Genomic DNA, 26445 nt, shown 5'->3' with positions numbered 1-26445 from the left:
GCCATGGACCTGCGCGATCTCGCCTACTTCGAAACCATCGCCGAACTTGGCCACCTGGGCCGCGCCGCCGAGCGCCTGGGGCGCAGCCAGCCGGCGCTGACCAAGAGCATCCAGCGCCTGGAGGAGTCCCTCGGCACGCGGTTGTTCCAGCGCGATGGCCGCCGCATTCGTCTGACGCCAGCCGGCGAACTCATGCTGCAACGCGCTCGGCAATTGCGTCAGGACATCGAAGAAACCCGCCGCGAGGTGAGAGATTTTGCCAGCGGCGTGGTCGGCAATATCCGTCTCGGCTGCGCCGCGACCATGGCCGAGTACCTGTTGCCGCGGCTGACCGAGGACCTGCTGGCACGCGCGCCGGAAATCACCATGAGCCTGGTGCTGGGACAGGACGACGTGCTGCGCGAGGCGCTGCGCAGCGGTCGGCTGGACATGGCGATCTGCTCGCGGATTGTCGACGACCCGCAACTGAGCAGCGAGCCGCTGTTGCAGGATCAGGTGGTGGTGGTGGCCAGCCGCGACCATCCGATCTTCGACGGCCCCGTCACGATGGCCGACCTTTGTCGTTACCGCTGGGTTCTGCCGGCCACCGGCGTGTCGTCGCGGCGCTGGATGGATTCCACCTTCCAGGCCCACCAGTTGCCCATGCCGCAGGTGCAGATCGAGACCAACGCGATTCCCATGCTGCCCAACCTGATCGCCCGCACCCGCCTGCTCAGCTTCATTGCCCGCGAGGCGCTGGCCGGCGGCCACGGCATGGACCAGCTGCGCGAGGTGCAACTGGCTGAGACGACGCTGACGCGGACCATCGGCCTGGCGGTGCGGGAGGGCGCCTATCTGTCGCCCGCTGCGCAGTTGCTGCGCGGCATGTTGCGCGAGCATGCGCAGCGGTTTGGCGCAGAGCTGTAACCGCCGGCTGAGCACCTGCAGTTGGGCACGGCTTCGTAGGGCGAATAACGAGGCAGCGTTATCCGCCGCGACACATCCGGCGGATAACCTGTTCCAGGTTATGCGCCCTACGATCACTCCGCGTGTTCAGCGACTGGGCACCTCGCCCACCACCGTGGTGCGGTACATCTCCCGCCGCATGCCGTGGTAATCCGACACCGGGTAGTGCCAGGTACTGCGGTTGTCCCAGATCGCCAGGGTGCCGGCGCTCCAGCGCATGCGGCAGGTGAATGCCGGTTGGGTAGCGATGCTGAACAGGTAATCCAGCAGCGGCTGCGATTCTGCCGGGCGCATGCCCTTGATGCCGCTGGTGTAGGCGGGGTTGATGTAGAGGATTTTCTTGCCGGTTTCCGGGTGCTTCGTTACCAGCGGATGCGAGCGCACCTCGCCCTCGTGGCTGCCATAGCGCACCGCCATGTTTTCCATCAGGTCGTTGTGCTTGGCCTCGGCGCCGTAGGCGCGCTCGGGGCTGTGGATGGCGTCGAGAGTTTCCAGCTGCGCGCGCAGTTTCGGCGACAGCCATTCGTAAGCCAGCGCCAGGTTCGCGTAGAGGGTGTCGCCGCCGAACGGCGGGATGTCGTGGCCATAGAGCAGGGTGAAGGCCGGCGGGCGCTCCTGGAAGGACCAGTCGCTGTGCCAGGCGCCGCCGAACACCACCGGCGTCTTCTCGTTGGCTTCCTTCACCACCCGCACCACGTGCGGATGAGCGTCCATGCCGACCACATAGGGCTCACGGCCGAATTCGCCGAAGCGCAGGGTCACGGCTTCGAGGTTCTCCACACTGAGGTTCTGCCCGCGGATGAACAGCACCTTGTGCGCCAGTAGCGCCTGGCGCAGCTCGGCGTAGCCTTCCTCGCCCAGGGTGGTGAGGTCGAGGTCGCTGACATCCGCGCCGATCGCGCCGGTGGCGGGGACGATGCGGAAGTGGCGGTAGTCGGCCGCGCGGTTCTGGCTCGGCAGCGCGTAGAAGAACTCGAACATGGGGAAGCCTCTTGTGAGTGTTATTGGCACTTCCAGCATGGTCAGCGCTGGCGCTTTCTTCCATGATGAAGTCCGCCAAAAAATGATGATTCCCGCCACGGCGTACTTTGCCGCCACAGGAGCCCGCGATGGACTGGCGCCAGACCCGCGAGATCACCGGAGTGCGTTACCTGCTCGACAGCGCCCGCGACGAGAGCCTGGGCGCGGACGATTGCCTGGTGGGCAGCGCGATCTCGCTGGCCGACCTGCAGGCGCGCGCCGGGCGCATCCAGGCCTGGCAGGAGCTGGCGGTGATCCGCAACCTGCTGCAGCGTGTCGGGCGGCCCGGCCTGGGGTTGGCGACCGGGCGGCGATACCACCTCACCTCGCTGGGCCTGCTCGGCTTCACCATGCTCGCCAGCCGCACGCTGCAGGAAGCCTTCGAGACTTTCGGGCGTTTCCAGAGCCTGGCGCTGACGCTCTGCCCGGTGAGCAGCGAAGTGGAGTCGCGGGGTTTGTGGCTGGTGTTCGATGACCGGGTGCTGCCCGAGGATGCCCGCGCTTTCGTGGTGGAACGCGGCATCGCCGGTTGCTGGCAGCTTTCCGGCGAACTCCTGCAGCGGCCGCTGCAACCTTTGGCCATCGAACTGCGCTGCCCGGCGCCGGGCGATGCCAGCGCGTTCCGCGAGACCTTCGGCATCGAGCCGGTGTTCGCGGCGCCACGCAACGCCATGCTCTTCGCCCTGGAGGACCTGCAGGCGCCGCTGCCGCAGGCGCAGATCAGTGCGCGCGACAGCGGCGAGCAACTCTGCGAGCGCCTGTGTGGCGAACTGGCGCTGACCCTGGCCTCGACACCCACCGCGCGGCGGGTGCAGCAACTGCTGTTGCGTGAGTCTGCCAGCTTGCTCGGCGCGGCCGCGGTGGCCGAACGCATGGGCCTTTCCGAACGCACGCTGCAACGGCGTCTGGCGGAGGAAGGGCAAAACCTGCAGGGGCTGAACGACGGTATCAAGCAGCGACTCGCCGAACGCCTGCTGCGCGAATCGCGGATGGACCTGCACGGCATCGCCCAGTGCCTGGGCTATGCCGAGGCGGCGAGTTTTTCCCGCGCATTCCAGCGCTGGACGGGGCAGTCACCCGGACGTTGGAAACGTCAGTCCGGAACCCTCCCGGCGCACTGAAGTCGAACCGCCCGCAACGCCTCTGCAATGGGTGAAAGCCGCGAGATAGAGCCTTCTGGTGTGGCTGATTGCCATCGGTCGCGGGCTAATTTCGCGTGCTTCCCATCCGTTGCCCTCAAGAGGCGCATCGCAATTTTTCGTGCGGCGTCCAACAAGAAAAGGAGAATCCATGTCCTGTGCAACCTGCCTGCGCGCGTGCCTCGGAAGGCGCGGCGCGATCACCTTCAGCGCACTGCATTGGCGGGCTTGAGCCGCCATCCACTCTTTGCACCGGCACCGCGCGAGCGGCGCGGCCGCGTGCCCCTGGCCGGGCATCCGGCCGTTATCCGAGCATTGAGGGAATCAATGAGCAAGACCTTCCGTCTGGCCGCCGTGGCCGGCAGCCTGCTGGCTTCCGGGCTGCCCGCGCTGGCCTATGGTGCCGAACTCGAGGCACAGATTCGCTGGACCCGCTACGGCATCCCGCACATCCAGGCCAGGAACGAACTGGGCCTGGGCTACGGCATTGGCTATGCCTATGCCCGCGACAACGCCTGCCTGCTCGCAGAAGAAGTACTCACCGCGCGGGGCGAGCGTTCGCGCTACTTCGGCGAGGATGGCAAGACTTCCGCCGGCGTCGGCAACCTGCCCTCGGACTTCTTCTACACCTGGCTCAACGACAACGAGTCTCTGCGCCGCTTGCGCAGCGCCCAGCCGCAGCCGATCCGCGACCTCCTCGATGGCTACGCCGCGGGCTATAACCGCTGGCTCTGGGACACCCAGGCCGCTGGCACACAGTGCGCAGGCAAGGCCTGGCTGCGCCCGCTGGAGGCCGACGACTTGCTGCGCCTGACCCGCCGCCTGCTGGTGCAGGCCGGTGCCGGGCAGTTCGCCGAGGCCATGATGGCGGCCACGCCGCCGGGGCAGGCGAGCACTTCGGTAGTCAGTGACAGCGAGGTGCTGGCGGCGATGCAGCGTCGCGAAAACTTCCACCGTGACCACGGCAGCAACGCCGTCGCCGTGGGCAGCGAGCGCTCGGTAGACGGCAACGGGCTGCTGCTGGCCAACCCGCACTTCCCCTGGTTCGGCGCGCTGCGTTTCTACCAGATGCACCTGACCATTCCCGGCCAGCTCGACGTGATGGGCGCCTCCCTGCCGGGCATGCCGCTGGTGAACATCGGCTTCAGCAAGGACGTGGCCTGGAGCCACACGGTGGACACCTCCAGCCACTTCACGCTGTACCGTCTCGACCTCGATCCACAGGACCCGCGCAACTACCGCGTCGATGGCCAGTCGCGGCCGCTAAAGGAAATCACCCTGCGCGTTCGCGTGCTGGAGCAAAACGGTCGCGTGGGCACGCGCAGCCATACGCTGTACGAGTCCGAGTACGGCCCGCTGCTCAGCGTGCCCGGCAAATTCCCCTGGAACGCCAGCGAAGCCTTTGCGTTGCGCGATGCCAACCTGGGCAACGATCGCGTGCTGCAGCAGTGGTACGCCATCGATCACGCGCGCAGCCTGGATGAGCTGCGTGACAGCATCGAGCACGTGCAGGGCATTCCCTGGGTCAACACCCTGGCGACCAACGCCGAGGGCAAGGTGCTTTACCTCAACCAGTCGGTGGTGCCGCACCTGAGTCAGCAGCAACTGGCCGACTGCGCCATCGCCGAGTACCAGAAGCAGGGCTTGCCGGTGTTGCAGGGCGGGCGCCGCGCCTGCAACTGGTCGAGCGCGCCGGGCACCCGTCACGCCGGGCTGACGCCGCCGGAGCAGATGCCGGCTCTGGAGCGCGAGGACTTCGTGCAGAACTCCAATGACAGCGCCTGGATGAGCAACCCGGCGCAGCCGCTGACCGGGTTCTCGCCGCTGGTGAGCCGCGATTCGGTGCCGGTCAGCGCCCGCGCGCGCTTCGCCCTCGACCGGCTGAAGGGCGACGGCAAGATCGGCCCGGATGACTTGCAGAAAATGGTCACCGACAACCGCGTCTATGTGGCCGACATGCTCCTCGACGACCTACTGCAACTGTGCAAACCGGCCCCGGCGGGCACCGAGGCGGCTTGCGCGGCTCTGGGTTCGTGGGACCGCCACGTCAACCTCGACAGCAATCCGGGCTTCGCCTACTTCCAGGCCTTCGTCGCGCGCTTCCTGAAGATCGACGGCGGCTGGCGCCTGCCCTTCGATCCCAAGCTGCCGCTGGCGACGCCCTCGGGCGTCGCCCTGGACAAGCCGGAGGTTCGCCAGCAGGCGCAGCACGCGTTGCTGGCAGCCGCGCAGGAGATCGACGGCCGCAAGATCCGCGCGGACGAAAAGTGGGGCGAGCTGCAACTGACCGGCGATGCCGCCAATCCGCTGGGCATTCCCGGGGGCACGGGCAACGAGGGCGTGTACAACGCCATCACCTCGGAGTGGCAGGGCGACCATTACCGCGTGCTCAGCGGCAGCAGCTACATCCAGCTGGTGGACTTCACCGCCGACGGACCGAAGGCGCGCGGGCTGCTGGCGTTCTCGCAGTCCAGCGAACCGGGCTCCCCGCATCACCGCGACCAGACCGAGCTGTTCGCCCGCCAGCAATGGCCGGAGCTGCCGTTTACCGACGAGCAGATCAAGGCCGATCCGGAGCTGAAGGTGATGGAGTTGCGCGAGCAGTAACGCGTGCATTTACGGCGGGCACGCTTTTCGTAGGACCGAGGGGGACGCCTAGTCCTTGCTCGCGAACCGCTCAACTCCGAGTCACCGGGGAGCACCGTTCGCGAGCAAGCTCGCTCCTACAGGTCTGCCGCCAGTTGTCACCAGCCTGACACCCGGCGCCCCTAGTCTGGCGGCAAAGCCCCCGACGCGTAGGCCGCCGCCATGCCCCTGACCAATGAATCCGTGATCCGCCGCATCCACCGCGAACTGCTCGACCACAGCGACGAAGAGCTGGAGCTGGAGCTGCTGGAAGATGTGCGCAACCTCGACGAGCTTTTCGACGAGCACGCCGACGTCGACGAGGAAAAGCTCGCCCGCCGTCGCTACTTCAGCGAGCTATTCCGCCTGCAGGGCGAGCTGGTGAAGCTGCAGAGCTGGGTGGTGAAGACCGGCCACAAGGTGGTGATCCTCTTCGAAGGCCGCGATGCGGCGGGCAAGGGCGGCGTGATCAAACGCATTACCCAGCGCCTCAATCCGCGCGTCTGCCGGGTCGCCGCGCTGCCTGCGCCGAACGACCGCGAGCAGACCCAGTGGTACTTCCAGCGCTATGTCTCGCACCTGCCGGCGGCGGGGGAGATCGTCCTGTTCGATCGCAGCTGGTACAACCGTGCCGGCGTCGAGCGGGTAATGGGCTTCTGCTCGGACGACCAGTACGAGGAGTTCTTCCGCAGCGTGCCGGAGTTCGAGCGCATGCTGGCGCGCTCGGGCATCCAGCTGATCAAGTACTGGTTCTCCATCTCCGACGACGAGCAGCACCTGCGCTTCCTCAGCCGCATCCACGACCCGCTCAAGCAGTGGAAGCTCAGCCCCATGGACCTGGAGTCGCGGCGTCGCTGGGAGGCCTACACCAAGGCCAAGGAAATCATGCTCGAGCGCACCCACATCCCCGAGGCGCCCTGGTGGGTGGTGCAGGCCGATGACAAGAAGCGTGCGCGGCTCAACTGCATCAGCCACCTGCTGAACCTGATTCCCTACGAGGATGTGGAGCACCCGGCGGTGATCCTGCCGCAGCGCCAGCGCCACGAGGACTACGCGCGTACGCCGACGCCGCAGGAGATCGTGGTGCCGGAGGTTTACTGAGAACGCTGCTCTTCGTAGGAGTGAGCTCGCTCGCGAAACGACTGATGCCGTTGAACCCGGTCCCGTTCGCGAGCAAGCTCGCGGCGACAATGCTCGGACAATGAATGGAGACACAACCTGTAACATTCCCCGCTGATCATGACCGGGACACCCCTCCAAGCGGACTCCCAGCATGACCACCGATACCCTGGCCGCCGGCGACCTTCCTGTCGTCGAAGACCGGCCCCATCTGGAACACAAGCCCGGCCGCATTACCGCCTTCGTTTTCTTCTCCGTGCTCGCCGTCGGCCTGCTGTTCTCGGCCTGGAGCCTGGTGCGCGACGTCGACGACGTTACCACCGCGGTTACCACCTGGACGCCGTTCCTGCTGCTCGGGGTCGCCCTGTTCATCGCCCTGGGCTTCGAGTTCGTCAACGGCTTCCATGACACCGCCAATGCAGTGGCCACCGTCATCTATACCCACTCGCTGCCGCCGCACTTCGCGGTGGTCTGGTCGGGCTGCTTCAACTTTCTCGGCGTGCTGCTCTCCAGCGGCGCGGTGGCCTTCGGCATCATCGCCCTTCTGCCGGTGGAACTGATCCTGCAGGTCGGCTCCTCTGCCGGCTTCGCCATGGTCTTCGCCCTGCTGATCGCTGCCATCCTGTGGAACCTCGGTACCTGGTGGCTGGGCCTGCCTGCATCGTCCTCGCACACCCTGATCGGCTCGATCATCGGTGTCGGCGTGGCCAACGCGCTGATGCACGGCCGCGACGGCACCAGCGGTGTGGACTGGGCGCAGGCGACCAAGGTCGGCTACTCGCTGCTGCTCTCGCCGCTGATCGGCTTCGTCTGCGCCGCGCTCCTGCTGCTGGCGCTGCGCCTGCTGGTGCGCAACCGCGCGCTGTACAAGGCGCCCAAGGGCAAGACGCCGCCGCCCTGGTGGATTCGCGGTCTGCTGATCCTCACCTGCACCGGCGTGTCGTTCGCCCACGGCTCCAACGACGGGCAGAAGGGCATGGGCCTGATCATGCTGATCTTGGTCGGGACCCTGCCGATGGCCTACGCGCTGAATCGCACCATGCCGGCGGACCAGACCGTGCAGTTCGTCGCCGTCGCCGAAGTCACCCAGCAGGCGCTGCTGCGCGCCGCGCCGCAGCCGGCCCCGGCCGACCCGCGCGTGGTGCTGTCGGAGTATGTGCGCACCAAGGAGGCCAAGCCGGAACTGATCCCGTCCCTGGCGGCGCTGACCGGCGCCATCGGCACGGAAGTGAAGGGCTACGGCAGCCTGGCCCGCGTGCCGGCGGAAGCCATGGGCAACGTGCGTAACGACATGTACCTGACCAGCGAGGCGATCCGCCTGATGGACAAGGACAAGGTCGGCAACTTCGACGCCGATACCACCAGCAAGCTGGCCGCGTTCAAGGGCAAGATCGACGAGTCGACCCGCTTCATCCCGCTGTGGGTGAAGGTCGCCGTGGCCATCGCCCTCGGCCTGGGCACCATGGTCGGCTGGAAGCGCATCGTGGTCACCGTCGGCGAGAAGATCGGCAAGACTCACCTGACCTACGCCCAGGGCGCCTCGGCGGAGATGGTAGCGATGCTGACCATCGGCGCGGCGGACATGTACGGGTTGCCGGTGTCTACGACCCACGTGTTGTCGTCCGGCGTCGCCGGCACCATGGCGGCCAACGGCTCGGGCCTGCAGATGCGCACCATCCGCAACCTGCTGATGGCCTGGGTGTTGACCCTGCCGGCGGCCATCGTGCTCTCTGCTTCGTTGTATTGGCTGTTTACTCACCTGTTCTGACATCGGGCACACAATGAAAACGCCGCTCTTCGTAGCGGCGTTTTCATTGGTGCGGCAGAGGGCGTTTGACGTTCAACCATTCATGAGTGGGATGTCTCTACGATCGTTCGAGCAACAGATATCAAGTCAACTGCGCTTGGCTCCGTGCTTCTTGCAGTGTCCTTCCTGCCTGTCGGTAACATTTCCCCGCAATAAAATGAGGCGTCAGGAAACATTTTGCGCGGCCCTGGTGCACTTTTCTGTCCGTGCAGAATGAGTCAATATCGCGCCCCCCGCGCAGGGACTGAGGCCAGGTATTTATGGCCCAATTACTGCAAGTAATTTGGGTTTTACTCCGCGCTTTCAGATCACGTAAAATCCGCGCCGTCAAGCTGTCGGGCCCCCGCCCCCAGCGCTTCTATAATTACTTGTCGCATTGAAGAAATAACCGCTCAGGGGCTGTCGCTAGAATGCCGCTCACCCCGGTAGGCGCGCTTTTCACGAGAATCGCGCCGGCAATGCGCAGACGAACAATAACCTTCACTTCTGCACGGGCAGCCTGGGCCAACCCCTTTCTCCTGCCAATCGAAGTCCTACCCTCGAAGGAGTTACTGATGAAGAAGTTTGCACTTCTCGGTGCGCTGGCCCTGTCCGCGCTTTCCCTGGTTGCCCACGCTGACGACAAGCCGGTCCGCATCGGCATCGAAGCCGGCTATCCGCCTTTCTCCTTCAAGACTCCCGACGGCAAGCTCGCCGGTTTCGACGTGGATATCGGCAACGCCCTGTGCGAAGAGATGAAGGTCAAATGTACCTGGGTCGAGCAGGAGTTCGACGGCCTGATCCCGGCACTGAAGGTTCGTAAGATCGACGCGATCCTCTCGTCCATGACCATCACTGAGGAGCGCAAGAAGTCCGTCGACTTCACCAACAAGTACTACCACACCCCCGCGCGCTTCGTGATGAAGGAAGGTGTGACCCTGAACGATCCGCTGGCGGACCTGAAGGGCAAGAAGGTGGGTGTGCTGCGCGCTTCCACCCATGACCGCTACGCCACCGACGTCCTGGCCCCGGCCGGTATCGAAGTCGTGCGCTACAACTCCCAGAACGAAGCCAACATGGACCTGGTCTCCGGCCGCATCGACGCGACCATGGCCGATTCGGTCAACCTCGACGACGGCTTCCTGAAAACCGACGCCGGCAAGGGCTACGCCTTTGTGGGTCCGGAATACAATGATCCGAAGTACTTCGGTGGTGGCGCCGGCATCGCCGTGCGCAAGGGCGATACCGCCCTGGCCGAGAAATTCAACACGGCCATCGCCGGCATTCGTGCCAACGGCAAGTACAAGGAAGTACAGGACAAGTACTTCAAGTTCGACGTCTACGGCGAGAACTGATCCAAGTCCAGAAGTGGCACAGACCCAGGCCTGATCCTGAAGTTTGTGCCACTTTTTTATTGGGGGTGAGCCAGCAGTCGCGCTTGCCCTGAGCGTCCGCGTCGTTGCGGGCGGCGTCCGGTTTCACGAGGTGCGAAATTATGCTCAATGGCTACGGAGCCACCATCGTCGATGGTGCCTGGCTGACGCTTCAGCTGTCCCTGCTGTCGATGGCCCTGGCAATCGCGCTGGGTCTGCTCGGCGCGGCCATCCGCCTGTCGCCGGTGAAGTGGCTGGCCTGGTGTGGCGACCTCTACTCCACAGTGATCCGTGGCGTGCCGGACCTCGTGCTGATCCTGCTGATCTTCTACGGCGGCCAGGCCGTGGTGAACTGGATCGCGCCCATGGTCGGCTATGACGACTACATCGACCTCAACCCCTTCGCCTCCGGCGTCGGCACCTTGGGCTTCATCTTCGGCGCGTACCTGTCCGAGACCTTCCGTGGTGCCTTCATGGCCATCCCGAAAGGGCAGGGCGAGGCCGGCTTCGCCTATGGCATGAGCCCGCTCCAGGTGTTCTTCCGCATCCAGGTGCCGCAGATGATCCGCCTGGCCATTCCCGGCTTCACCAACAACTGGCTGGTGCTGGTGAAGGCCACCGCGCTGATCTCCGTGGTCGGCCTGCAGGACATGATGTTCAAGGCCAAGCAGGCCTCGGACGCGACCCGCGAACCCTTCACCTACTTCCTCGCCGTGGCGGCGCTGTACCTGGTGGTCACCAGCGTTTCCCTGGTGCTGCTGCGCATGCTCGAACGCCGCTATTCGGTCGGCGTGAAAGTCGCCGAGCTTTGAGACCGGGAGCCTGATCATGATTTTCGACTTCTCCGTCATCTGGGACAGCCTGCCGCTCTATTTCAGCGGCCTGCTGGTGACCCTCAAGCTGCTGGCGATCTCGCTGTTCTTCGGCCTGCTGGCGGCGGTGCCGCTGGCACTGATGCGCTGCTCGAAGAACCCCGCGGTAAACTTGCCGGCCTGGCTCTACACCTACGTGATCCGCGGCACCCCGATGCTGGTGCAGCTGTTCCTCATCTACTACGGCTTGGCACAGTTCGAGTTCGTGCGTGAAAGCGCAATGTGGCCACTGCTGTCCAACGCCACCTTCTGCGCCTGCGCCGCGTTCGCCATCAACACCAGCGCCTACACCGCCGAGATTCTCGCCGGCAGCATCCGCGCCACTCCCCACGGCGAGATCGAGGCCGCCAAGGCCATGGGCATGTCGCGGATCAAGCTCTACCGCCGCATCCTGCTGCCCTCGGCCCTGCGCCGCGCGCTGCCGCAATACAGCAATGAAGTGATCATGATGCTGCAAACCACGAGCCTGGCGTCCATCGTGACCCTGGTGGACATCACCGGCGCCGCGCGCACCGTGTACTCGCAGTACTACCTGCCGTTCGAAGCGTTCATCACCGCCGGCATCTTCTACCTGATCATGACCTTCACCCTGGTGCGCCTGTTCAAGCTGGCTGAACGCCGCTGGCTGGCCTATCTCGCGCCGCGTAAGCACTGAGGAATACACCGTGGAACGTATCGATCATCTGCTGCCGTGGAGTAGCCTGGGTAGCGAGCGCCGCCTGAGCGTATTCCGCTACGGCAAGGGCTCGCGCAAGGTCTACATCCAGTCCAGCCTGCACGCCGACGAGCTGCCGGGCATGCGCACCGCCTGGGAGCTCAAGCAGCGCCTGGCCGATCTCGAGTCGCGCGGGCAACTGAACTGCGTCGTCGAACTGGTGCCGGTGGCCAACCCCATCGGCCTGGGCCAGACCCTGCAGGCCAGCCACCTGGGGCGTTTCGAGTTCGGCAGCGGGAAGAACTTCAACCGCGATTTCGTCGAGCTGAGCGCTCTGGTTGCCGAGCGTGTCGGCGACCAGCTGGGCGCCGATGAAGCTGCCAACGTCGAGCTGATCCGCCAGGCCATGCGTGATGGTCTCGACGCGCTGCCGCCGGCCTCGTCCGAGCTGCAGGGCATGCAGCGCATCCTGCTGCGCCACGCCTGCGATGCCGAAGTGGTGCTCGACTTGCACTGCGACTTCGACGCTGCCATCCATGTCTACGCGATCCCGCAGCACTGGCCGCGCTGGAAGTCGCTGGCTGCGCGTCTGCAAGCCGGCGTCGCTCTGCTTGCCGAAGACTCCGGCGGCAGCTCCTTCGACGAATCCTGCTCACTGCCCTGGCTGCGCCTGGCGCAGGCCTTCCCGCAGGCAGCGATTCCGCTGGCGTGCCTGGCGACCACCGTCGAGCTGGGCGGCGTGGGCGACACCCGCGTCGACCAAGGGCAGGCCAATGCTGAAGCCATCCTCGGTTTCCTCGCCGAGCAGGGCCTGATCGCCGGCGACTGGCCGGCGGCACCGGCCGAATGTTGCGAAGGCATGCCGTTCGAAGGTACCGAATACCTCTACGCACCTCATGCCGGCGTGGTCAGTTTCCTGCGCCGGGCGGGGGAGTGGGTGGAGAAGGGCGACGTGCTGTTCGAGGTCGTCGACCCGCTGAACGACCAGGTCAGCACTGTTCGCGCCGGGACTTCCGGCGTGCTGTTCGCCATCGAGCGTGGGCGCTATGCCCAGCCAGGGCTTTGGCTGGCCAAGGTGGCCGGGCGTGAGCCGTTCCGCAAGGGCCGGCTGATCAACGACTGAATTCGAGAACCGACACCATGTACAAACTGGAAATCCAGGACCTGCACAAACGCTACGGCAGTCACGAGGTGCTCAAGGGCGTCTCCCTGGCGGCGAAAGCGGGCGACGTGATCAGCATCATCGGCTCCTCCGGCTCGGGCAAGAGCACCTTCCTGCGCTGCATCAATCTGCTGGAGCAGCCCCACGCCGGCAAGATCCTGCTCAACGGCGAAGAGCTCAAGCTCGTGCCGAACAAGGACGGCGCGCTCAAGGCAGCCGACGCCAAGCAACTGCAGCGCATGCGCTCGCGCCTGTCGATGGTGTTCCAGCACTTCAACCTGTGGTCGCACATGAGCGCCCTGGAGAACGTCATCGAGGCGCCGGTCCACGTGCTGGGCGTATCGAAGAAAGAGGCACTGGAAAAGGCCGAGCACTACCTGGCGAAAGTCGGCGTGGCACACCGCAAGGATGCCTACCCGGCCCACATGTCCGGCGGCGAACAGCAGCGCGTGGCCATCGCCCGTGCCCTGGCGGTCGAGCCGGAGGTCATGCTTTTTGACGAGCCGACCTCGGCGCTCGACCCCGAGCTGGTCGGCGAAGTCCTGCGTGTGATGCAGGACCTGGCCCAGGAAGGCCGCACCATGGTGGTGGTGACCCACGAGATGGGCTTCGCCCGCGAGGTGTCGAACCAACTGGTGTTCCTGCACAAGGGTCTGGTGGAAGAGGCGGGCTGCCCGAAGGAAGTCCTGGCCAATCCGCAATCGGACCGCCTGAAGCAGTTCCTTTCCGGCAGCTTGAAGTAAGCTGTCTGTTACCGTCGCCTGGTGATCTAGTCGAATGACCGCACAACGCATCGGATTCCTCCTCTGGCCGCACACGCGGGCGCTGACCCTCGGTCTGGCCGAGGAGGCCTTGCGGGTCGCCCGCCGGCTGCACCCCGAGGCGCTCTACGAACCGGTGTTCATGAGCGCCGAGACGGTCGCGGACTCTGATGGTTGGCGGTTGCCGGGGCAAGCCTGGAGCGGTGTGCTGGAGCAGTGCCAGCGCATCTTCCTGGTCGCCGACGAGATTCCGCAGACGGTCCCCGCGCCACTGGCCTCTGTGCTCAAGCAGCTGTCGCGTAGCGGTGTGAGCATCGGCGCGCTGTCCGCCGGTATCTATCCGCTGGCGCAGCTGGGCCTGCTCGACGGCTACCGCGCTGCGGTGCATTGGCGCTGGCACGACGACTTCACCGAGCGTTATCCCAAGGTCATTGCCACCAACCACCTGTTCGAGTGGGACCGTGATCGCCTGAGCGCCTGCGGCGGCATGGCGGTGCTCGACCTGCTGCTGGCCGTGCTGTCCCGCGACCATGGTGCAGAGCTGGCGGGCGCGGTGTCCGAAGAGCTGGTGGTGGAGCGCATCCGCGAAGGCTCCGAGCGCCAGCGCATCCCGCTGAAGAACCGCCTTGGCTCCAGCCACCCGAAGCTCACCCAGGCGGTGCTGCTGATGGAGGCGAACATCGAGGAGCCGCTGACCACCGACGAGATCGCCCAGCACGTTTGCGTCTCGCGTCGCCAGCTGGAGCGTATCTTCAAGCAGTACCTGACCCGCGTGCCGAGCCAGTACTACTTGGAACTGCGCCTGAACCGCGCGCGGCAGATGCTCATGCAGACCAGCAAGTCGATCATCCAGATCGGCCTGTCCTGCGGCTTCTCCAGCGGCCCGCACTTCTCCAGCGCGTACCGCAATTTCTTCGGCGTGACCCCGCGCGAAGACCGCAACCAGCGCCGCGGCCAGAGCGTTGCCGAAGCTGCCCCGGTGGTCGCCGAGCGCGGTTGACGCCGCGCTTTTCGTAAGGCGAATAACCTGGAACAGGTTATCCGCCTCTCCGGGTACGGCGGATAACGCTGGCGCGTTATTCGCCCTACGAGTCTGAACGGCCCTTGGTAGGAGCGAGCTTGCTCGCGAACGATCCTGCCGGATGCACCGGCGTAAAGCGGTTCGCGAGCAAGCTCGCTCCTACGAAAAGCATCTCTCCGCCCTAGCACCCTGCTCGCTGCTGCTCAAAAGCCCCTTCCTTCCTTATTCCGATTTCCCCCGTTCGCGCAGCGAACAAATTCCACGCCCGCTTGTACCCGCAGCAGGCCCCAGGCCTTACACTGCGCCTTCCCGACGCTTTCTGTCGCATTTCCGTAAGCCTCGGCAATTCGCGGGTTGGCGCTATAACAAGTTGTCGCATGGCGGCAATGCCGGCCCGCGTATCGTCCCTACAATCCATCCATCGATAGCCGCCTCAACCAGGCAGGAGAACACCGATGTCCGCTCCGCAAGCTCAGGTCCAACGCTCCGACTTCGACCAGGTCATGGTTCCCAACTATTCGCCGGCTGCCTTCATTCCGGTGCGTGGCGAGGGTTCCCGAGTCTGGGATCAGAGCGGCCGAGAGCTGGTGGACTTCGCCGGCGGCATCGCGGTCAGCTCCCTGGGCCACACTCATCCTGCGCTGATGCAGGCGCTGACTGAGCAGGCGAGTAAGATCTGGCACGTCTCCAACGTCTTCACCAACGAGCCGGCCCTGCGCCTGGCCAAGAAGCTGATCGACGCCACCTTCGCCGAGCGCGTGTTCTTCGCCAACTCCGGCGCCGAGGCCAACGAAGCTGCGCTGAAGCTGGCGCGCCGCTATGCCCACGACGTCTACGGCCCCGAGAAGTACGAGATCATCTCGATGGTCAACAGCTTCCACGGGCGTACCCTGTTCACCGTCAATGTCGGTGGCCAGGCCAAGTACTCCGATGGTTTCGGCCCGAAGGTCGAAGGCATCACCCACATCCCGTTCAACGACCTGGAAGCCCTGAAGGCGGCCATCTCCGACAAGACCTGCGCCGTGATCATCGAACCGGTGCAGGGCGAGAGCGGCGTGCTGCCGGCCGACCAGGCCTACCTGGAAGGCGTGCGCAAGCTGTGCGACGAGAACAACGCGCTGCTGATCTTCGATGAAGTGCAGAGCGGCTTCGGTCGTATCGGCTACCTCTACGCCCACCAGTACTACGGCGTGAACCCGGACATCCTCTCCAGCGCCAAGGGCCTGGGTGGCGGCTTCCCGATCGGCGCCATGCTGACCACCGCGAAGATCGCCGAGCACCTGGTCGTCGGCACCCACGGCACCACCTACGGCGGCAACCCGCTGGCGTGCGCGGTGGCCGGTGCGGCCTTCGACGTGATCAATACCCCGGAAGTGCTCGAAGGCGTGAAGGCCAAGCATGAGCGCTTCAAGGTCCGCCTGGAAAAGATCGCCGCCGAGTACGGCATCTTCACCCAGGTCCGCGGCATGGGCATGCTGATCGGCGCGGTGCTCAACGATGCCTTCAAGGGCAAGGCCAAGGACGTACTAAACGCTGCCGAGAAGGAAGGCGTGATGGTCCTGCAGGCCGGCCCGGACGTGGTGCGCTTCGCCCCCAGCCTGGTGATCCCGGACGCGGACATCGACGAAGGCCTGGATCGCCTCGAGCGCGCCATCGCCAAGCTGACCCGCGGCTGATCCCCCGGCTACGCTGAACCGGCGGGGCCCGCGCCTCGCCGCTCAACCGGTCGGCTCGTCCCGGCCGGTTCTTCGAATGCCCCTATGTGCGCGGCACAGGCCGTGTCGCGCCCATGATTCATCAACCAAGAATCACAATTTTTGTCTGGTTAGAGGAGTGACGCCATGCTGGTGATGCGCCCCGCCCAAGTGGCCGACCTGCAGCAAGTGCAGCGTCTCGCCGCGGACAGCCCGGTCGGCGTCACGTCGCTGCCGGACGACGCGGAACGCCTGCGCGAGAAGATACTTGCCTCGGAGGCTTCGTTTACCGCCGAAGTGAGCTTCAACGGTGAAGAGAGCTACTTCTTCGTGCTCGAGGACAGTGAGACCGGCCGCCTCGTCGGCTGCTCGGCCATTGTCGCCTCGGCCGGTTTCTCCGAGCCGTTCTACAGCTTCCGCAACGAGACCTTCGTGCACGCTTCCCGCGAGCTGAAGATCCACAACAAGATCCACGTCCTCTCGCTGTGCCATGACCTCACCGGCAACAGCCTGCTGACCAGCTTCTACGTCGAGCGCGACCTGGTGAACACGCCGATCGCCGAGCTCAACTCCCGTGGCCGCCTGCTGTTCATGGCCAGCCATCCGGAGCGCTTCGCCGATGCGGTGGTGGTGGAGATCGTCGGCTACAGCGACGAGCAGGGTCAGTCGCCGTTCTGGAACGCCATCGGTCGCAACTTCTTCGACCTCGACTACACCGAGGCCGAGAAGCTTTCCGGGCTGAAGAGCCGCACCTTCCTCGCCGAGCTGATGCCGCACTACCCGATCTATGTGCCGCTGCTGCCAGACGAGGCGCAGGAGGCGATGGGCCAGGTGCATCCGCGTGCGCAGATCACCTTCGACATCCTGATGCGCGACGGCTTCGAGTCCGAGAACTACGTGGACATCTTCGATGGCGGCCCGGCGCTGCATGCGCGCACCTCGAACATCCGCTCCATCGCCCAGAGCCGCCAGGTGCCGGTACGCATCGGCGCGTCGGGGCATGGCAGCCGCAGTTATCTGGTCACCAACGGCCAGTTGCAGGATTTCCGCGCCATCGTCGCCGAACTCGACTGGGTACCGGGCAAGCCCGTCACCCTGAACCAGGAAACCGCCGATGCCCTGGGCATTGGTGAGGGCGCCAGCGTGCGCCTGGTTGCGATCTGAGGGGAGAGAGCATGATCGTCCGTCCCGTAACCAGCGCCGACCTGCCGGCTCTGTTTGACCTGGCGCGCAGCACCGGCACCGGTCTGACCACCTTGCCGGCCAACGAGCAGCGCCTGCAGCACCGTGTGAGCTGGGCCGAAAAGGCCTTCCGTGGCGAGGCCGAGCGCGCCGACGCCGACTACCTGTTCGTGCTGGAAAACGACGAAGGCAAGGTCGTCGGTATCTCCGCCGTGGCCGGCGCCGTCGGCCTGCGCGAGCCCTGGTACAACTACCGCGTCGGCCTGACCGTCAGCGCCTCCCAGGAGCTGGGCATCCACCGCGAGATTCCCACGCTGTTCCTGGCCAACGACCTCACCGGCCAGTCCGAGCTGTGCTCGCTGTTCCTGCATGCCGATCACCGCGCCGGCCTGAACGGTCGCCTGCTGTCCAAGGCGCGCTTCCTGTTCATCGCCGAGTTCCGCGAACTGTTCGGTGACAAGGTGATCGCCGAGATGCGCGGCATGTCCGATGCCGCCGGGCGCTCGCCGTTCTGGGAAAGCCTGGGCCGGCACTTCTTCAAGATGGAGTTCAGCCAGGCCGACTACCTGACCGGCGTGGGCAACAAGGCCTTCATCGCCGAATTGATGCCCAAGTTCCCGCTCTACACCTGCTTCCTCTCGGAAGAGGCACGCTCGGTGATCGGCCGCGTGCACTCCGATACCGAGCCGGCGCTGGCCATGCTCAAGGCCGAGGGCTTCAGCTATCAGGGCTACGTCGACATCTTCGACGCCGGCCCGGCCATCGAGGCGCCGACCGAGAAGGTCCGCGCCATTGCCGACAGCCAGAACCTGGTGCTGGCGATCGGCACGCCGGGCGACGACGCCGAGCCCTACCTGATCCACAACCGCAAGCGTGAGGAGTGCCGCATCACCGCGGCCCCGGCGCGCGTGGCCGCCGGCTCGCTGGTGGTCGATGCGCAGACCGCCAAACGCTTGCGCCTGTCCGCCGGGGCTTCGGTCCGCGCGGTGCCCCTCTCCGGAAAACGCAACTGACGCCGCCCGGCGTCAGGGGAGCCTGATGATGAATACCCACTACATTGCCGGCCAGTGGCTGGCGGGCGAAGGCGAGCCTCTGCAATCGCTTTGCCCGGTCAGCCAGGCCGTGGTCTGGTCCGGCCGTGCCGCTTCGCAGCCGCAGGTTGCCGCCGCCGTCGCCGCCGCGCGCCAAGCCTTCCCGGCCTGGGCCCGTCGCCCGGTGGAAGAGCGCATCGCCGTACTGGAGCGCTTTGCCGCAGCCCTCAAGAGCCGTTCCGAGGAAATGGCCCGCGCCATTGGCGAGGAGACCGGCAAGCCGCTGTGGGAAGCCGCCACCGAAGTGACCAGCATGGTCAACAAGGTTGCCATCTCGGTTCAGGCCTTCCGTGAACGTACCGGTGAGAAGAGCGGTCCGCTGGCCGACGCCACTGCGGTGCTGCGTCACAAGCCCCATGGCGTGGTTGCCGTGTTCGGCCCATACAACTTCCCCGGCCACCTGCCTAACGGCCACATCGTGCCGGCCCTGCTGGCAGGCAATGCCGTGGTGTTCAAACCCAGCGAGCTGACCCCGAAGGTCGCCGAGCTGACCCTGCAGGCCTGGATCGAGTCGGGCATTCCCGCTGGCGTGATCAATCTGGTGCAGGGCGCCCGCGATACCGGCGTGGCCCTGGCTGGCAATGACGATATCGACGGTCTGTTCTTCACCGGTTCCAGCCGCACCGGCAACCTGCTGCACAGCCAGTTCGGCGGTCGCCCACAGAAAATCCTGGCGCTGGAGATGGGCGGCAATAACCCGTTGATCGTCGACGAAGTGAAGGACGTAGACGCCGCCGTCTACACCATCGTCCAGTCCGCGTTCATTTCCGCCGGCCAGCGCTGCACCTGCGCCCGCCGCCTGCTGGTTCCGCTGGGTGCCTGGGGCGATGCGCTGATCGAGCGCCTGGTGGCCGTGGCCTCGACCATCAAGGTCGGCCGTTTCGACGAGCAACCGGCGCCGTTCATGGGCTCGGTGATCTCGCTGGCCGCTGCCGAACACCTGATCAAGGCCCAGGAACAACTGCTGGCCAAGGGCGCCAAGCCGCTGCTGGCGATGACCCAGCCGCTGGCCACCGCCGCGCTGCTGACGCCTGGCATCCTCGACGTGACCGCCGTCAGCGAGCGCCCGGACGAAGAGTTCTTCGGCCCGCTGCTGCAAGTGATTCGCTATGCCGATTTCGACGCCGCTGTGCGTGAAGCCAACGCCACCCAGTACGGCCTCGCCGCCGGCCTGCTGTCGGATTCCCGCGACCGCTACGAGGACTTCCTCATCGAGAGCCGCGCCGGCATCGTCAACTGGAACAAGCAACTGACCGGCGCCGCCAGCAGCGCGCCGTTCGGCGGCATCGGCGCCTCCGGCAACCATCGCCCGAGCGCCTACTACGCCGCCGACTACTGCGCGTACCCGGTGGCTTCGCTGGAAAGCGACAGCCTGAGCCTGCCTGCAACCCTGACTCCGGGAGTGAGCCTGTGATGACCGCCTATGAAATGAACTTCGATGGTCTGGTCGGGCCGACGCACAACTACGGCGGGCTGTCCTACGGCAACGTGGCCTCGCAGAGCAACAGCCAGGCGGCCTCCAACCCGCGCGAGGCGGCGAAGCAGGGCCTGTCGAAGATGAAGGCACTGATGGAGATGGGCTTCAAGCAGGGCGTGTTCGCCCCGCAGGAACGTCCGGCCGTTGCCTCGCTGCGCGCCCTGGGCTTCTCCGGCAGCGACGCCGAAGTGATCGCCAAGGCGGCGAAAGAGGCCATGCCGCTGCTGGCCGCCGTCAGCTCGGCGTCCTGCATGTGGACCGCCAACGCTGCCACCGTCAGCCCAGGTGCGGACACCGCCGATGGCCGCGTGCACTTCACCGCCGCCAACCTGAACTGCAAGTTCCATCGTTCCATCGAGCATCCGCAGACCAGCCGCATCCTCGCCGCGATGTTCAACGACGAGAAACACTTCGCCCACCACGCCGCTCTGCCGGCAGTCGCCCAGTTCGGCGATGAGGGCGCGGCCAACCACACGCGCTTCTGCAAGTCCTATGGCGAAGCCGGCGTGGAATTCTTCGTGTTCGGTCGCAGCGCCTTCGACAGCCGCTACCCGGCGCCGCAGCGCTACCCGGCGCGGCAGACCCTGGAAGCCTGCCAGGCGGTCGCCCGCCTGCACGGCCTGAGCGATGACGGCGTGGTCTACGCCCAGCAGAACCCGGCGGTGATCGACCAGGGCGTGTTCCATAACGACGTGATTGCGGTCGGCAATGGCGAAGTGCTGTTCCACCACGAAGACGCCTTCCTCGACACCGAGCGCGTGCTCGCCGAGTTGCACGACAAGCTCGGTCGCCGTGGCGGCCGGTTCCGCGCCGTGTGCGTGCCGCGCGACCAGGTCACCGTCGAGGACGCGGTGAAGTCCTACCTGTTCAACAGCCAACTGCTCACCCGTGCCGACGGCAACATGTTGCTGATCGTCCCGGAGGAGTGCCGCAAGAACGAGCGCGTCTGGAGCTACCTGTCGCGCCTGACCGCCGAGGATGGCCCGATCCGCGAGGTTAAGGTGTTCGACCTCAAGCAGAGCATGCAGAACGGTGGCGGCCCCGCCTGCCTGCGCCTGCGCGTGGCGTTGACCGACAAGGAGCTGGCAGCGGTCAATCCGGGCGTCATCATGACCCCGACCCTGCACGACACCCTGGTCACCTGGGTCGACAAGCACTACCGCGATCGCCTGGCCGAAACCGACCTGGCCGATCCGCAACTGCTCGTCGAGTGCCGGACGGCGTTGGATGAATTGAGCCAGATCCTTAAACTGGGCTCGGTTTATCCCTTCCAGCAGATTTGAGTAACTGACATGACCGAAAGCCTCCCGCTGATTCTCGAAGACAACAAGGGCGAGCGCCGCGAGACCCATACCGCGCGCCTGGCCATCCGCCTGGAAGGGCGCGAGCTGTGGCTGGAGGCCGACGGCAAGGGCGGCCTGGTGATCTACGCCGACTCCCATGAGGACGACGCCGAGATCCCGCTGCTGGTGGTGCGCCCGCAGGCGGTGAACCAGTTGGGTCTGAGCCTTGAGCTGGAAGCCGCCGAAGTCCACGAACATGGTCCAGACTGTGGATGTGACCATCACCACTGATCGCGGAGCCCGCGGCCGTTCCGGTCGCGGGGAATGATGGAGGCGTCCGCATGCTAGCTCTGGGCAAACTGCTCGAACTGACCCTCGCCGGCCGTGAGCCGACGGAAAAGATTCAGCTCACCGCAGACGGCACCCGCCTGCACTGGCTGGCTGAAGGCGCCCTCGAAGTCACTCCGCCGGTGGCGCGCGACAATGGCCGCGACCTGCTGCTCTCGGCAGGTATCCACGGCAACGAGACGGCCCCCATCGAACTGCTCGACCGACTGGTGCACGGCATCGCCCGTGGCGAGCTGAAGCCGGCGTCGCGGGTGCTGTTCCTGCTCGGCAATCCCGAGGCCATGCGCCGGGGCGAGCGTTACCTGGAACAGGACATCAACCGCCTGTTCTGTGGTCGCCACGAAGAGGGCAGCGGCAACGAGGCCCTGCGTGCGTCGGAGCTGGAGCGCCTGGCTGCCGCGTTCTTTGCCCGCGAGGGCCGTTCGCGTCTGCACTACGACCTGCACACCGCCATCCGGGGTTCGAAGATCGAGCAGTTCGCGCTCTACCCCTGGGCCAGCGGCCGCGAGCATTCCCGCGAGGAATTGGCGCGCCTGCGCAGCGCCGGCATCGATGCGGTGCTGCTGCAAAGCAAGCCGGGCATCACGTTCAGCGCCTACACCTACAGCCAGCTCGGCGCCGAGGCATTCACCCTGGAGCTGGGCAAGGCCCGGCCGTTCGGACAGAACCAGGCCGTGAACCTGGATCGCCTGGAAGCCATGCTGCAGGACGTGATCAGCGGCCAGGAAGCGGACGGGGCGCAAATGGACGGCCTGCAGCTGTTCGCCGTCTCCCGCGAGGTGATCAAGCACAGCGACCACTTCCGCCTGCACCTGGACGATGCGGTGGACAACTTCACCGAGCTGGACCACGGCTTCCTGCTCGCCGAGGACATCGGCGGCACCCGCTGGATCGTGGAGGAGCAGGGCGCGCGGATCATCTTCCCCAACCCGCGGGTGAAGAACGGTCTGCGCGCCGGCATCCTGGTGGTCCCAACCGAGCTCTGACCGGCTTTTCGTAGGCTCGCGAACCCCGTGCGCGGAACGTTCGCGAGCAAGCTCGCTCCTACTGTTGCTCCAAGCCTTGTTCCGTCTCTGGCGAGCGCTTAGCATCGGCCTTTCCGCCTGATTGCCCAAGGAGCTCCGCCATGCCCATCATCGACCTTCGCAGCGACACCGTGACCCTGCCCACCGCCGGCATGCGCGAGGCGATGGCGCGGGCCGAACTGGGCGATGACGTCTACGGCGAAGACCCGACGGTGAACCGCCTGGAAGCGACCCTGGCCGAGCGCCTGGGTTTTGCCGCCGCGCTGTTCGTGCCCACTGGCACCATGAGCAACCTGCTCGGCCTGATGGCCCATTGCGGCCGGGGCGACGAGTACATCGTCGGCCAGCAGGCCCACACCTATAAATATGAAGGCGGCGGCGCCGCGGTACTGGGCTCGATCCAGCCGCAGCCCATCGATGGCGAAGCCGACGGCTCGCTGGACCTGGCCAAGGTCGAGGCGGCGATCAAGCAGGACGATTTCCACTTCGCCCGCACTCGCCTGCTGGCGCTGGAAAACACCATGCAGGGCAAGGTCCTGCCGCTGACCTACCTGGCCGCCGCACGGGAGCTGACCCGCCGCCGTGGCCTGGCGCTGCACCTGGACGGCGCGCGCCTGTACAACGCGGCGGTGAAGCTGGGCGTGGATGCCCGCGAGATCACCCGTCACTTCGACTCCGTCTCGGTGTGCCTGTCCAAGGGGCTCGGCGCGCCGGTGGGGTCGGTGCTCTGCGGCGATGCCGAGCTGATCGGCCGCGCGCGCCGGCTGCGCAAGATGGTCGGCGGCGGCATGCGCCAGGCCGGTGGTCTCGCGGCTGCGGCGCTGTATGCGCTGGACCATCAGGTCGAGCGCCTGGCCGAGGACCACGCCAACGCCGAAGCGCTGGGCCGTGGCCTGGCGGAACTGGGCTACGCCATCGAGCCGGTGCAGACCAACATGGTCTACGTCGGCATCGGCGAGCAGGCCTGCGCGCTGGGCGAGCACCTGGTCGAACGCGGCATTCGTGTCAGCCCGGCGGCGCGCCTGCGGCTGGTCACCCACCTGGATGTGAAAAACGCCGATATCCCGCGTATCGTCGAAGCTTTTGCCGCCTTTCGTCGTTCCTGACAGAAATTATTGCGCGATAGGGGTTAACTATCGCGCAAAGACACTACAACCTTGATGCGGGGCCGATATAATGCGGCCCTTTGCCGGCGATTCGTGGCCGCATTTTTCCGTGGAAGAACCTATGAAAAGCGCTGAAATCCGTGAAGCCTTCCTCCGCTTCTTCGAAGAGAAGGGGCACACCCGCGTAGCGTCCAGTTCGCTGATCCCCGCGAACGACCCGACCCTGCTGTTCACCAACGCAGGCATGAACCAGTTCAAGGACTGCTTCCTGGGCCTGGAAAAGCGCGCCTACACCCGCGCTACCACCAGCCAGAAGTGCGTGCGTGCCGGCGGCAAGCACAACGACCTGGAAAACGTCGGTTATACCGCGCGCCACCACACCTTCTTCGAAATGCTGGGTAACTTCAGCTTCGGCGACTATTTCAAGCGCGACGCGATCACCTACGCCTGGGAATTCCTGACCTCGGACAAGTGGCTGAACCTGCCCAAGGAAAAGCTCTGGGTGACCGTCTATGCCAGCGATGACGAGGCGTACGACATCTGGACCCAGGAAGTCGGCATTCCCGCCGAGCGCATGGTCCGCATCGGCGACAACAAGGGCGCCCCTTACGCTTCGGACAACTTCTGGGCAATGGGCGACACCGGTCCGTGCGGCCCGTGCACCGAGATCTTCTTCGACCACGGCGCCGACATCTGGGGCGGCCCGCCCGGCTCGCCGGAAGAAGACGGCGATCGCTACATCGAGATCTGGAACAACGTGTTCATGCAGTTCAACCGCACCGCGGACGGCGTCATGCACCCGCTGCCGGCGCCGAGTGTTGACACCGGCATGGGCCTTGAGCGCATCAGCGCCGTGCTGCAGCACGTCCACTCGAACTACGAGATCGACCTGTTCCAGAGCCTGCTGAAAGCTTCGGCCGAGGCCATCGGTTGCGCCAACGACGACGCACCGTCGCTGAAAGTGGTTGCCGACCACATCCGTTCCTGCGGCTTCCTGATCGCCGACGGCGTGCTGCCGTCCAACGAAGGCCGCGGCTACGTGCTGCGCCGCATCATCCGTCGCGCCTGCCGCCACGGTAACAAGCTGGGCGCCAAGGGCACCTTCTTCCACAAGATCGTCGCCGCCCTGGTTGGCGAGATGGGCGAAGCCTTCGTCGAGCTCAAGCAGCAGCAGGCGCACATCGAGCGCGTGCTGAAGACCGAGGAAGAGCAGTTCGCCAAGACCCTGGAGCAGGGCCTGAAGATCCTCGAGCAGGACCTGTCCGAGCTCAAGGGCAGCGTCATCCCCGGCAACGTGGTGTTCAAGCTGTACGACACCTACGGCTTTCCGGTGGACCTGACCAACGACATCGCCCGCGAGCGCAGCCTGACCCTCGACGAGGAAGGCTTCGAGCGCGAGATGGAGGCCCAGCGCGAGCGTGCCCGCTCCGCCAGCGCCTTCGGCATGGACTACAACAGCCTGGTGAAAGTGGATGGCGACACCCGCTTCCTCGGCTACCAGGGCGTTTCCGGCGCCGGCCAGATCATCGCCCTGTTCAAGGACGGCAAGGCCGTCGAGCAGCTGGGTGAAGGCGAGGAAGGCGTGGTCGTCCTCGACCAGACTCCGTTCTACGCCGAATCCGGCGGCCAGGTTGGCGACAGCGGCTACCTTGAAGCTGCCGGCGTGCGCTTCGATGTGCGCGATACCACCAAGGCTGGCGGCGCTCACCTGCACCACGGTGTGGTTGCCCAGGGCAGCCTGACCGTTGGCGCTGCCGTGAAGGCCGAGGTCGATGCCTCGGTGCGCCAGGCCACCGCGCTGAACCACTCCGCTACCCACCTGCTGCACGCTGCGCTGCGCCAGGTACTGGGCGATCACGTCCAGCAGAAGGGCTCGCTGGTCGATAGCCAGCGCCTGCGCTTCGACTTCAGCCACTTCGAGGCGATCAAGCCCGAGCAACTGAAGCAGCTGGAAGACATCGTCAACACCGAGATTCGCAAGAACTCCGAGGTCGAGACCGAAGAGACTGACATCGAGTCCGCCAAGAACAAGGGCGCCATGGCGCTGTTTGGCGAGAAGTATGGCGATCAGGTGCGCGTGCTGAGCATGGGCGGCAAGTTCTCCGTCGAGCTGTGCGGCGGCACCCACGTTTCCCGTACCGGTGACATCGGCCTGTTCAAGATCACCAGCGAAGGCGGTGTGGCTTCCGGCGTGCGCCGTATCGAAGCAGTCACCGGCGGCGCTGCACTGGCCTACCTCAATGGCGCGGAAGAGCAGCTCAAGGAAGCGGCCGGCCTGGTCAAGGGCAGCCGCGACAACCTGCTGGACAAGCTCTCCGGCCTGATCGAGCGCAACCGTCAGCTGGAAAAGGAGCTGGAACAGCTCAAGGCCAAGGCTGCCAGCGCAGCCGGCGACGACCTGGCGGGTTCCGCCATGGAAGTCGGTGGTGTGAAGGTGCTGTCCTCTCGTCTCGATGGCCTCGACGGCAAGGCGCTGCTGGCGCTGGTCGACCAGTTGAAGAACAAGCTGGGCAGCGGCGTGATCCTGCTGGGCGGCGTGTTCGAGGAGAAGGTCGTGCTGGTCGCCGGTGTGACCCAGGACCTGACCGCCAAGCTGAAAGCGGGCGATCTGATGAAGCAGGCCGCTGCGGCCGTGGGCGGGAAGGGTGGTGGTCGCCCGGACATGGCCCAGGGCGGTGGCGTCGATGCCGGCAAGTTGGACGAGGCTCTGGCGCTGGCAGTGAAATTTGTCGAACAGGGCCTCTAAAGGCCCTGAAATACG

21 protein-coding genes are annotated in these 26445 nt (G+C 65.7%); 20 read left to right on the top strand and 1 reads right to left on the bottom strand.

The window, feature by feature from the left end:
• The first annotated feature begins 3 nt into the window (after nucleotides 1–3).
• Nucleotides 4–906 (top strand): LysR family transcriptional regulator, encoded by a 903-nt coding sequence (locus ACIPK7_RS00635; protein WP_401084401.1) that lies wholly within the window; start codon nucleotides 4–6, stop codon nucleotides 904–906.
• A gap of 126 nt (nucleotides 907–1032) precedes the next feature.
• On the opposite strand, the gene ACIPK7_RS00630 is transcribed toward ACIPK7_RS00635, so the two are convergent.
• Nucleotides 1033–1926, bottom strand: coding sequence for a TauD/TfdA family dioxygenase (locus tag ACIPK7_RS00630; RefSeq protein ID WP_192430297.1), 894 nt, complete (start codon nucleotides 1924–1926; stop codon nucleotides 1033–1035).
• A gap of 128 nt (nucleotides 1927–2054) precedes the next feature.
• On the opposite strand from ACIPK7_RS00630, the gene ACIPK7_RS00625 reads away from it, so the two are divergent.
• From ACIPK7_RS00625 to alaS, 19 genes are all read left to right on the top strand, one after another.
• Entirely contained in the window at nucleotides 2055–3086 is a 1032-nt protein-coding gene (locus ACIPK7_RS00625; protein WP_192430296.1) for an AraC family transcriptional regulator, read from the top strand.
• A 345-nt stretch (nucleotides 3087–3431) separates the two neighbouring features.
• On the top strand, nucleotides 3432–5711 hold the full coding sequence (locus tag ACIPK7_RS00620; RefSeq protein WP_401084397.1) for an acylase: 2280 nt from the start codon (nucleotides 3432–3434) through the stop codon (nucleotides 5709–5711).
• 201 nt (nucleotides 5712–5912) lie between these two features.
• On the top strand, nucleotides 5913–6830 hold the full coding sequence (gene ppk2, locus ACIPK7_RS00615; RefSeq protein WP_192430294.1) for a polyphosphate kinase 2: 918 nt from the start codon (nucleotides 5913–5915) through the stop codon (nucleotides 6828–6830).
• A gap of 172 nt (nucleotides 6831–7002) precedes the next feature.
• Nucleotides 7003–8616, top strand: a complete 1614-nt coding sequence (locus ACIPK7_RS00610; RefSeq protein WP_401084395.1) for an inorganic phosphate transporter — start codon at nucleotides 7003–7005, stop codon at nucleotides 8614–8616.
• A gap of 593 nt (nucleotides 8617–9209) precedes the next feature.
• Nucleotides 9210–9989 (top strand): ABC transporter substrate-binding protein, encoded by a 780-nt coding sequence (locus ACIPK7_RS00605; RefSeq protein WP_401084393.1) that lies wholly within the window; start codon nucleotides 9210–9212, stop codon nucleotides 9987–9989.
• 140 nt (nucleotides 9990–10129) lie between these two features.
• A complete protein-coding gene (locus ACIPK7_RS00600) occupies nucleotides 10130–10819 on the top strand; it encodes an ABC transporter permease (RefSeq protein WP_192430291.1) in 690 nt (229 codons plus the stop codon).
• A 16-nt stretch (nucleotides 10820–10835) separates the two neighbouring features.
• Nucleotides 10836–11534, top strand: coding sequence for an ABC transporter permease (locus ACIPK7_RS00595; protein WP_088418021.1), 699 nt, complete (start codon nucleotides 10836–10838; stop codon nucleotides 11532–11534).
• A 10-nt stretch (nucleotides 11535–11544) separates the two neighbouring features.
• A complete protein-coding gene (locus ACIPK7_RS00590; protein WP_401084390.1) occupies nucleotides 11545–12657 on the top strand; it encodes a M14 family metallopeptidase in 1113 nt (370 codons plus the stop codon).
• Between the two features lie 17 nt (nucleotides 12658–12674).
• Nucleotides 12675–13439, top strand: a complete 765-nt coding sequence (aotP, locus tag ACIPK7_RS00585) for an arginine/ornithine transport ATP-binding protein AotP (RefSeq protein WP_192430289.1) — start codon at nucleotides 12675–12677, stop codon at nucleotides 13437–13439.
• A gap of 34 nt (nucleotides 13440–13473) precedes the next feature.
• Nucleotides 13474–14457 carry a transcriptional regulator ArgR gene (gene argR / locus ACIPK7_RS00580; protein ID WP_192430288.1) on the top strand — a complete coding sequence of 328 codons (984 nt, stop codon included), beginning with the start codon at nucleotides 13474–13476 and terminating at the stop codon, nucleotides 14455–14457.
• 476 nt (nucleotides 14458–14933) lie between these two features.
• Nucleotides 14934–16154 carry an aspartate aminotransferase family protein gene (locus ACIPK7_RS00575; protein WP_401084386.1) on the top strand — a complete coding sequence of 407 codons (1221 nt, stop codon included), beginning with the start codon at nucleotides 14934–14936 and terminating at the stop codon, nucleotides 16152–16154.
• A 165-nt stretch (nucleotides 16155–16319) separates the two neighbouring features.
• Nucleotides 16320–17336, top strand: coding sequence for an arginine/ornithine succinyltransferase subunit alpha (gene aruF / locus ACIPK7_RS00570; protein ID WP_401084383.1), 1017 nt, complete (start codon nucleotides 16320–16322; stop codon nucleotides 17334–17336).
• A gap of 11 nt (nucleotides 17337–17347) precedes the next feature.
• Nucleotides 17348–18367, top strand: a complete 1020-nt coding sequence (gene astA, locus ACIPK7_RS00565) for an arginine N-succinyltransferase (RefSeq protein ID WP_081517973.1) — start codon at nucleotides 17348–17350, stop codon at nucleotides 18365–18367.
• A 25-nt stretch (nucleotides 18368–18392) separates the two neighbouring features.
• Nucleotides 18393–19859 carry a succinylglutamate-semialdehyde dehydrogenase gene (gene astD, locus ACIPK7_RS00560; RefSeq protein WP_401084380.1) on the top strand — a complete coding sequence of 489 codons (1467 nt, stop codon included), beginning with the start codon at nucleotides 18393–18395 and terminating at the stop codon, nucleotides 19857–19859.
• Entirely contained in the window at nucleotides 19859–21205 is a 1347-nt protein-coding gene (gene astB / locus ACIPK7_RS00555; RefSeq protein ID WP_401084377.1) for an N-succinylarginine dihydrolase, read from the top strand. The genes astD and astB overlap by 1 nt, the downstream gene beginning before the upstream one ends.
• A gap of 9 nt (nucleotides 21206–21214) precedes the next feature.
• Complete coding sequence (locus ACIPK7_RS00550; protein ID WP_054907334.1) at nucleotides 21215–21496, top strand: hypothetical protein; 282 nt, start codon at nucleotides 21215–21217, stop codon at nucleotides 21494–21496.
• A gap of 50 nt (nucleotides 21497–21546) precedes the next feature.
• Complete coding sequence (astE, locus tag ACIPK7_RS00545; RefSeq protein WP_401084374.1) at nucleotides 21547–22539, top strand: succinylglutamate desuccinylase; 993 nt, start codon at nucleotides 21547–21549, stop codon at nucleotides 22537–22539.
• A gap of 140 nt (nucleotides 22540–22679) precedes the next feature.
• On the top strand, nucleotides 22680–23684 hold the full coding sequence (gene ltaE, locus ACIPK7_RS00540) for a low-specificity L-threonine aldolase (protein WP_401084371.1): 1005 nt from the start codon (nucleotides 22680–22682) through the stop codon (nucleotides 23682–23684).
• Between the two features lie 121 nt (nucleotides 23685–23805).
• Nucleotides 23806–26430, top strand: coding sequence for an alanine--tRNA ligase (alaS, locus tag ACIPK7_RS00535; RefSeq protein ID WP_401084368.1), 2625 nt, complete (start codon nucleotides 23806–23808; stop codon nucleotides 26428–26430).
• The last annotated feature ends 15 nt before the right edge of the window (nucleotides 26431–26445 follow it).

The sequence above is a fragment of the Pseudomonas sp. NPDC086581 genome, assembly GCF_044746165.1.
In the GTDB taxonomy this organism is placed as follows: Bacteria; Pseudomonadota; Gammaproteobacteria; order Pseudomonadales; family Pseudomonadaceae; genus Pseudomonas.
This window is presented reverse-complemented; position numbering and strand designations above follow the sequence as displayed.